7 protein-coding genes are annotated in these 7,727 nt (G+C 61.8%); all 7 read right to left on the reverse strand.

Annotation, left to right across the window (positions count from 1 at the left end):
- A partial coding sequence (locus tag HP547_RS25135; RefSeq protein WP_172222367.1) for an aspartate aminotransferase family protein occupies positions 1-1,219 on the reverse strand: 1,219 nt, incomplete at its 3' end.
- Between the two features lie 328 nt (positions 1,220-1,547).
- On the reverse strand, positions 1,548-2,528 hold the full coding sequence (argR, locus tag HP547_RS25140; RefSeq protein WP_172288087.1) for a transcriptional regulator ArgR: 981 nt from the start codon (positions 2,526-2,528) through the stop codon (positions 1,548-1,550).
- A 98-nt stretch (positions 2,529-2,626) separates the two neighbouring features.
- Positions 2,627-3,391 (reverse strand): ABC transporter ATP-binding protein, encoded by a 765-nt coding sequence (locus HP547_RS25145; protein WP_172222359.1) that lies wholly within the window; start codon positions 3,389-3,391, stop codon positions 2,627-2,629.
- Between the two features lie 22 nt (positions 3,392-3,413).
- Positions 3,414-4,112, reverse strand: a complete 699-nt coding sequence (locus HP547_RS25150) for an ABC transporter permease (protein WP_172222354.1) — start codon at positions 4,110-4,112, stop codon at positions 3,414-3,416.
- Positions 4,109-4,798 carry an ABC transporter permease gene (locus tag HP547_RS25155; protein ID WP_016488497.1) on the reverse strand — a complete coding sequence of 230 codons (690 nt, stop codon included), beginning with the start codon at positions 4,796-4,798 and terminating at the stop codon, positions 4,109-4,111. Before HP547_RS25155 ends, HP547_RS25150 begins: the two co-directional genes overlap by 4 nt.
- A gap of 90 nt (positions 4,799-4,888) precedes the next feature.
- A complete protein-coding gene (locus HP547_RS25160) occupies positions 4,889-5,674 on the reverse strand; it encodes an ABC transporter substrate-binding protein (protein ID WP_172222349.1) in 786 nt (261 codons plus the stop codon).
- 492 nt (positions 5,675-6,166) lie between these two features.
- A partial coding sequence (gene acs, locus HP547_RS25165; protein ID WP_172288090.1) for an acetate--CoA ligase occupies positions 6,167-7,727 on the reverse strand: 1,561 nt, incomplete at its 5' end.

Raw genomic sequence — 7,727 nt, forward strand, 5'->3', positions numbered from 1 at the left:
AGCCCTGGGTCAGGGTGGCCACGGCGCGCTCGAAGCGGTCAAGGCCGGCATCGATGTCGGCATCTTCAACCACCAGGCTTGGCGCGAAGCGAACCACGTCCGGGCCGGCCTGCAGCACCATCACACCTTCCTTTTCGGCAGCGTTGAGCACGTCCTTGGCCTTGCCTTGCCAGGCCTCGGTCAGCACGCAGCCCAGCAGCAGGCCCACCCCACGCACCTGGCTGAACAGCTTGTACTTCTGGCCGATCTGCTCCAGGCGGGTTTTGAAGCGCTCATGCTTGGCTTTGATGCCGGCCAGGGTTTGCGGCGTGTTGATCACATCCAGCACCGCGCAGGCCACGGCGCAGCCCAGCGGGTTGCCGCCGTAGGTGGTGCCGTGGGTACCGACGGCCAGGTGCTTGGCCAGTTCGTTGGTGGTCAGCATGGCGCCGATAGGGAAGCCCCCGCCCAGGCTCTTGGCGCTGGTCAGGATGTCCGGCGTCACGCCGTAGTGCTGGTAGGCGTACAGCGAGCCGGTACGACCCACACCGGTCTGCACTTCGTCAAAGACCAGCAGGGCGTTGTGCTGGTCACACAGCTTGCGCGCGCCTTCCAGGTAGGCCAGGTCAGCCGGCACCACGCCACTCTCCCCCTGGATCGGTTCGATCACAACGGCGCAGGTCTTGTCGGAAATCTGTGCCTTCAACGCTTCCAGGTCGTTGTATGGCACGTGGCTGATTCCGGTGATCTTCGGGCCGAAGCCGTCGGAGTACTTCGGCTGGCCACCGACACTGACAGTGAACAGGGTACGACCGTGGAAGCTGTTTACGGTGGCAATGATTTCGTGCTTTTCAGGGCCGAAGCGGTCATGGGCGACGCGACGGGCCAGCTTGAAGGCGGCCTCGTTGGCTTCGGCGCCGGAGTTGCAGAAGAACGCACGGTCGGCAAAGGTGGCGTCCACCAGCTTGTGGGCCAGGCGCAGGGCCGGCTCGTTGGTGAACACGTTGGATACATGCCAGAGGGTGTTGGCCTGCTCGGTCAGGGCCTTGACCAGTGCCGGGTGGCAGTGGCCCAGGGCGTTGACCGCGATGCCGCCGGCAAAGTCGATCAGCTCGCGACCCGACTGGTCCCAGACTCGGGAACCCTCGCCTCGCACAGGAATGAAGGCCGCCGGAGAATAGTTGGGGACCATGACCTGGTCGAAATCGGCACGTTGCACCGGGGCTTGCTCAACGGACATCTGAGTCTCCTGAAGAGGAACGCTGGCCTGGAAGTGGCGAGCGATGGGGGGATTGTAAGGACTGATCCGCGCCTGTCCTTGCGGCCAAGCGACAACTTGTTACAGCGCAAAACCCAGTTTTGAGAAGGTTTTCGGCAATGCGACAAACACTGTCGCAATCGCGCAGTGTACGGGAGAGAGGGGGCTGGGTGAACGGGTGTTCACAGACAATTCGGGGAAGCGGCGGGTGCAAGTCGTTGGTGTTGTGTTGTGACGGAAATCGAGCGCCGCCCCACCATCACCCTCAAGGCATACCCCCCAGGCACTCATCCCAAACCCAACCGAAATCTCAGCCTTTTTCGGCAGGCGCCGAACTCAATTCGAACGGGCTGCTGCTACGCCGCTGGTTCCTATCTTCTCGCGGCGTCGCGCCAAAGAAATTGCGGTACGCACTGGAAAAATGCGGCCCGGAAGAGAACCCGCAGGACAACCCGATCTGGATGATCGACTTGCTGGTCTGCATCAGCATCTGCCGCGCCTTGTTCAACCGCAGCTCCAGGTAGTACTGGCTCGGCACACGATTCAGGTACTGCTTGAAGATGCGCTCCAGCTGCCGGCGCGACACGCATACGTGCTGGGCAATTTCATCGGTAGTCAGCGGCTCTTCGATGTTGGCTTCCATCAAAAGAACCGCCTGGGTCAGCTTCGGATGGCTCGAGCCCAGGCGGTTCTGCAACGGAATGCGCTGGCGCTCGCCACCCTCGCGAATGCGTTCGACTACCAGCTCCTCCGACACCGCCCCCGCCAGCTCCGCGCCGTGATCACGGGCCAGCACTGCCAGCATCAGGTCGGTAACGGCCATGCCGCCACAGGCGGTCAGGCGATCACGGTCCCAGTCGAACAGGTGGCTGGTGGCGATGACCTTGGGGAAGCGTTCGGCAAAATCATCCTGCCAGCGCCAGTGCACCGCAGCCCGATAGCCGTCGAGCAGGCCCAGCATCGCCAGCGGATAAACACCAGCGGACAACCCGCCAATCATGCAGCCGCTACGGGCCAGCTGCTTGAGCGCCGCCGACAAGGCAGCCCCCATCGCCACAGGCGGTTCATCGGCGAGCAGAAACAGCTTGTGGAAGCCCTCAAGCCGGCCAGTCCACGGCTCGCCAGGCAGGCGCCAGGCACTTTCCTGCGCAGGCTCCGCCTGCAGGAACGCCAACTCGTAGACCACGTCCGGATGCACCCGCTGCGCCACCAGCAACACTTCCTCTGCCAGCGCCAGGGTCAAGGGCCTGGTGCTGGGCCAGATGAGAAAACCGATTCGCTGGGTGGTCATAGGGTGCGGTCCGAAACCTGGGGTCGTTCGAGTCTGTGCGCCGGGTCAGGCTGCGCTCGCCGCGCAGCATGCCCTATTCTGGTGCAAAAATGCAGCTTTTACTTCAGGCTGCCGGAGAGGAACTGCTTCAAGCGCTCCGACCGCGGGTTGGCCAATACTTCACGCGGGCAGCCGGTCTCTTCGACCAGGCCCTTGTGCAGGAACACCAACTGGTTGGACACCTCGCGGGCAAAGCCCATTTCGTGGGTTACCACCACCATGGTCCGGCCTTCCTGGGCCAGCGCCTGCATCACCTTCAGCACGTCGCCTACCAGCTCCGGGTCCAGCGCCGAGGTCGGCTCGTCGAACAGCATAACCTCAGGCTCCATGGCCAGGGCCCGGGCAATTGCCACACGTTGTTGCTCGCCGCCAGACATGTGCCCGGGGAAAGCGTCCTTGCGGTGGGCGACACCGACCTTGGCCAGGTAGTGCTCGGCTTTTTCCAGCGCCTCTTTCCTGTTCATGCCCAACACGTGCACCGGCGCTTCGATGATGTTTTCCAGCGCGGTCATGTGCGACCACAGGTTGAAGTGCTGGAACACCATCGACAGGCGCGAGCGCATGCGCTGCAGTTGGCGCGGGTCGGCTGCCTTGAGCGCGCCGTCCTTGCCCGCGACCAGTTTCAGCTCTTCGTTGTTGAGCAGGATCTTGCCGGCGTGCGGCTGCTCCAGCAGGTTGATGCAGCGCAGAAAGGTCGACTTGCCCGAACCGCTGGAGCCGATAATGCTGATGACGTCGCCGGCCTTGGCCGCCAGGGACACGCCCTTGAGCACTTCATGGCTGCCATAGCGCTTGTGCAGGTCTTGGACTTCGAGTTTGTACATGCTGTCGATTCTCACAAAGCGGTCAGTGCTTGCGCGGCGCCAAGTAGCCGAGCCAGCGGCGTTCGGCCATCTTGAACAGGCGCACCAGGATGAAGGTCAGGCACAGGTAGAACACGCCCGCCGTGATGTAGGCCTCGAAAGGCAGGTAGTACTGGGCATTGACCGTACGCGCGGCACCGGTGATGTCGATCAGGGTAACGATCGACGCCAGGCTGGTGGTCTGCAGCATCATGATCACTTCGTTGCTGTACTGCGGCAGCGCACGGCGCATGGCCGAAGGCAGCAGGATGCGCCGGTACATCTTCATGCGCGACATACCCATGGCCTTGGCTGCCTCGATCTCGCCATGGGGCGTGGCCTTGAGGCTGCCGGCGATGATTTCGGCGGTGTAGGCGCTGGTGTTGATGCCGAACGCCAGGCAGGCACAGAAGGTCGCACTGGACAGCAAAGGCCAGAAGATACTTTCACGCACCGCTTCGAACTGGGCCAGGCCATAGTAGATCAGAAACAGCTGCACCAGCATCGGCGTGCCGCGGATCACGTAGGTGTAGAGCCAGGCGGTGAGGTTGACCACCGGCTGTTTCGACACGCGCATCAGGCCCAGCGGCACAGCCGCCAAAAGACCGAAGAACAGCGAAATCGCCAGCAGCTTGAGGGTGGTCAGCAGGCCGCCGAAATACATCGGCAATGCCTCCCAGACAACGTTGTAGTCGAAGATCATAGTTCAGCTACCTTGACGCCCACCGAATAGCGGCGCTCGAGATACTTCAGGGCCAGCAGCGAAACGCTTGTCAGCACCAGGTACAACGCCGCCACCGCCAGGAAAAAGGTGAAAGGCTCGCGGGTGGCATCGGCCGCCTGCTTGGCCTTGAACATCATGTCCTGCAGCCCGACCACCGAGATCAGCGCAGTGGCCTTGGTCAGCACCAGCCAGTTGTTGGTGAAGCCAGGGATCGCCAGGCGAATCATTTGCGGCACCTGGATGCGGAAGAACACCTGGCGGTTGCTCATGCCATACGCCACGCCCGCTTCGGCCTGGCCCTTGGGGATGCCGAGGAAGGCACCGCGGAAGGTTTCCGACAGGTAAGCGCCAAAAATGAAGCCCAGGGTGCCGATACCCGCAACCAGCGGATTCAGGTCGATGTAGTCTTCGTACCCGAGCAGCGGTGCCACCCGGTTGATGATGTCTTGCCCGCCGTAGAAGATCAGCAGGATCAGGACCAGGTCCGGAATGCCACGGATCACCGTGGAATACAGATCACCCAGCCAGGCCAGCCAGCGCACCGGCGACAAACGCAGCGCCACGCCGATCAGGCCGAGGACAATGGCCAGGGCCATCGACGACAAGGCAAGCTGTAGCGTCAGCCACGCCCCGTCGAGGATGACTGCCCCATAGCCTTTCAACATGTTTGGTATTCCTCAGGGCTTGGGAATGAAAAATGGTGCAAACCTCAGAACCTCTGCTGTTTGCACCATTGCACAGGTCAACCCGATGTCTTAGTTCGAGTCTGGACCGTAGATGTCGAAGTTGAAGTACTTCTTCTCGATTTCTTTGTATTTGCCGTTGGCACGGATGGCGTCGATGGCCGCGTTGATGCGGTCGACGTTGGCCTTGTCGCCCTTGCGCACGGCGATGCCGATGCCGTCACCGAAGTACTTGGCGTCGGTGAATGCCGGGCCCACGAAGGCGAAGCCCTTGCCGGCGTCAGTCTTGAGGAAGCCGTCTTCCAGCAGGGTGGCGTCAGCCACGGTGCCGTCGAGGCGGCCGGCTGCCACGTCCAGGTAAATTTCGTTCTGGGTACCGTAAGGCACTACGGTGGCACCTTTGGCACCCAGTACTTCCTTGGCGAAGCGATCGTGGATGGAGCCGCGCTGCACGCCGATCTTCTTGCCTTTCAGCTCATCCAGGCTTTCGCTGACGGTGGTGCCGTCCTTCATGACCAGGCGCGCCGGGGTCAGGTAGTAGCGCTTGGTGAAGTCGACCGACTTCTTGCGGTCGTCGGTAATCGACATCGACGACAGGATGGCGTCGATCTTGCGCACTTTAAGCGCAGGAATCAGGCCGTCGAATTCCTGCTCGACCCAGGTGCATTTGGCCTTCATCTCTTCGCACAGGGCGTTGCCGATGTCGTAGTCGAAACCGGCAATGCTGCCATCGGGCTGCTTGAAGGCGAAGGGTGGGTAGGCGGCTTCGATGCCGATCTTCAGCGGTTTCTCATCGGCCTGCGACACCAGGGAAAACACGGACAGCGCCAGGGCGCCAAGCAGTGCGAGCTTCTTCATCAGGTAACTCCATCGGTACGGGGCAATACAAGGCAGGTAACCGCTGCCCGATATGCGAATGGGTACAACGCAAGCCGCGCAGGGTCGGTCGAAGACCACGAGCGAGTGACTGGCATTTTAACGACAGCCCACTAGTCGATATTTCTTCAAAGCGACAACTACTTACAGAAGCGCTTGAAACCGCAGCGGGCGATGTTGACAGCCATTGCAAAATATGCAAAAGCGCAAGAAATAGAACCTTTAGACCTAGCAATTCCTGGGCCTATTATTGGCAAAGCCTTGTGGTACGGCAAGTGGAGCGTGCTGTGTTGCACAAAAAGGCGGCGGATTTGCACCGAAACCAGGCGGATTTGTTTCCTGCCGCCCCGATCTTGCGCAGGACCGGTGACATATCGGTTACCGATGAATGTCGGGTAACAGTAAAGCAAAAACCCCGCCGGTTGCCCGGTCGGGGTTTCATTCACCAAGGCTGCTGCGCAGCCTTTGCGCCTATCAGGCCGAGGCCAGGTTCATCGCCTTGTGGGTATCGATCAGGTGCTGCACCACCCCCGGGTCGGCCAAGGTCGAGATATCGCCCAGGGCATCATACTCACCGGTGGCAATCTTGCGCAGGATACGGCGCATGATCTTGCCCGAACGGGTTTTCGGCAGCCCCGGCGCCCACTGGATCACATCCGGCGAGGCGATCGGACCGATCTCCTTGCGCACCCAGTTTTTCAACTCCAGGCGCAGCTGCTCGCTGGCCTCGATGCCGGCATTGAGCGTGACATAGACATAGATGCCCTGCCCCTTGATGTCGTGCGGCACGCCCACCACGGCGGCTTCAGCCACTTTCGAGTGCGCCACCATGGCGCTTTCGATCTCGGCAGTGCCCATGCGGTGGCCGGATACGTTGAGCACGTCATCCACACGACCGGTGATCCAGTAGTAACCGTCCTCGTCGCGACGCGCACCGTCGCCGGTGAAGTACATGCCACGGAAGGTCTTGAAGTAGGTGTCGACGAAACGGTCGTGGTCGCCATACAGCGAACGCGACTGGCCCGGCCAGGAATCAAGGATCACCAGGTTACCTTCGGCGGCGCCGTCAATCAGGTTGCCCAGGTTGTCTACCAGCGCCGGCACCACACCGAAGAATGGGCGGGTCGCCGAGCCTGGCTTCAGGCCGGTTGCGCCCGGCAGCGGGCTGATCAGGATGCCGCCGGTCTCGGTCTGCCACCAGGTGTCGACGATCGGGCAACGCTCCTTGCCCACAGTCTTGTAGTACCAGTTCCAGGCTTCCGGGTTGATCGGCTCGCCCACCGAACCCAGCAGGCGCAGGCTGGAGCCGTCAGCTCCTTCGACTGCAGCCTGCCCTTCCGCCATCATCGCGCGGATGGCTGTTGGCGCGGTGTACAGAATATTGACCTTGTGCTTGTCGACGATCTTCGACACCCGGGTAATGTCTGGGTAGTTCGGCACGCCTTCGAACAGCAAGGTGGTGGCACCGTTGGCCAGCGGCCCGTAGACGATGTAGCTGTGGCCAGTGACCCAGCCGACGTCGGCGGTGCACCAGTACACCTCCCCGGGGCGGTAGTCGAACACCCGCTCATGGGTCAGCGCGGCATACACCAGATAGCCGCCAGTGGTGTGCAACACGCCCTTGGGCTTGCCGGTGGAGCCGGAGGTATAAAGGATGAACAGCGCTTCCTCCGCGCCCATCTCTTTCGGCGCGCAGTGGCTGGAGGCGACTTTCATCAGGTCTTCGTACCAGATGTCGCGGTGCTGGTGCCAGGCAATCTCGCCACCGGTGCGCTTGCACACGATGATCTTCTGCACGCTGTTGGTTTCGGGGTTGGTCAGCGCCAGGTCGACGTTGGCCTTGAGCGGAGTACGGCGACCGCCGCGCAAACCCTCGTCGGCCGTGATCACCACCTTCGACTTGCAGTCGATGATACGACCCGCCAGCGCCTCGGGCGAGAAGCCACCGAACACCACCGAGTGGATCGCACCGATGCGGGCACAGGCCAGCATGGCGACCACGGCCTCGGGGATCATCGGCATATAGATGGTGACA

The organism is Pseudomonas sp. CM27 (genome assembly GCF_013179515.1).
Lineage (GTDB): Bacteria > Pseudomonadota > Gammaproteobacteria > Pseudomonadales > Pseudomonadaceae > Aquipseudomonas.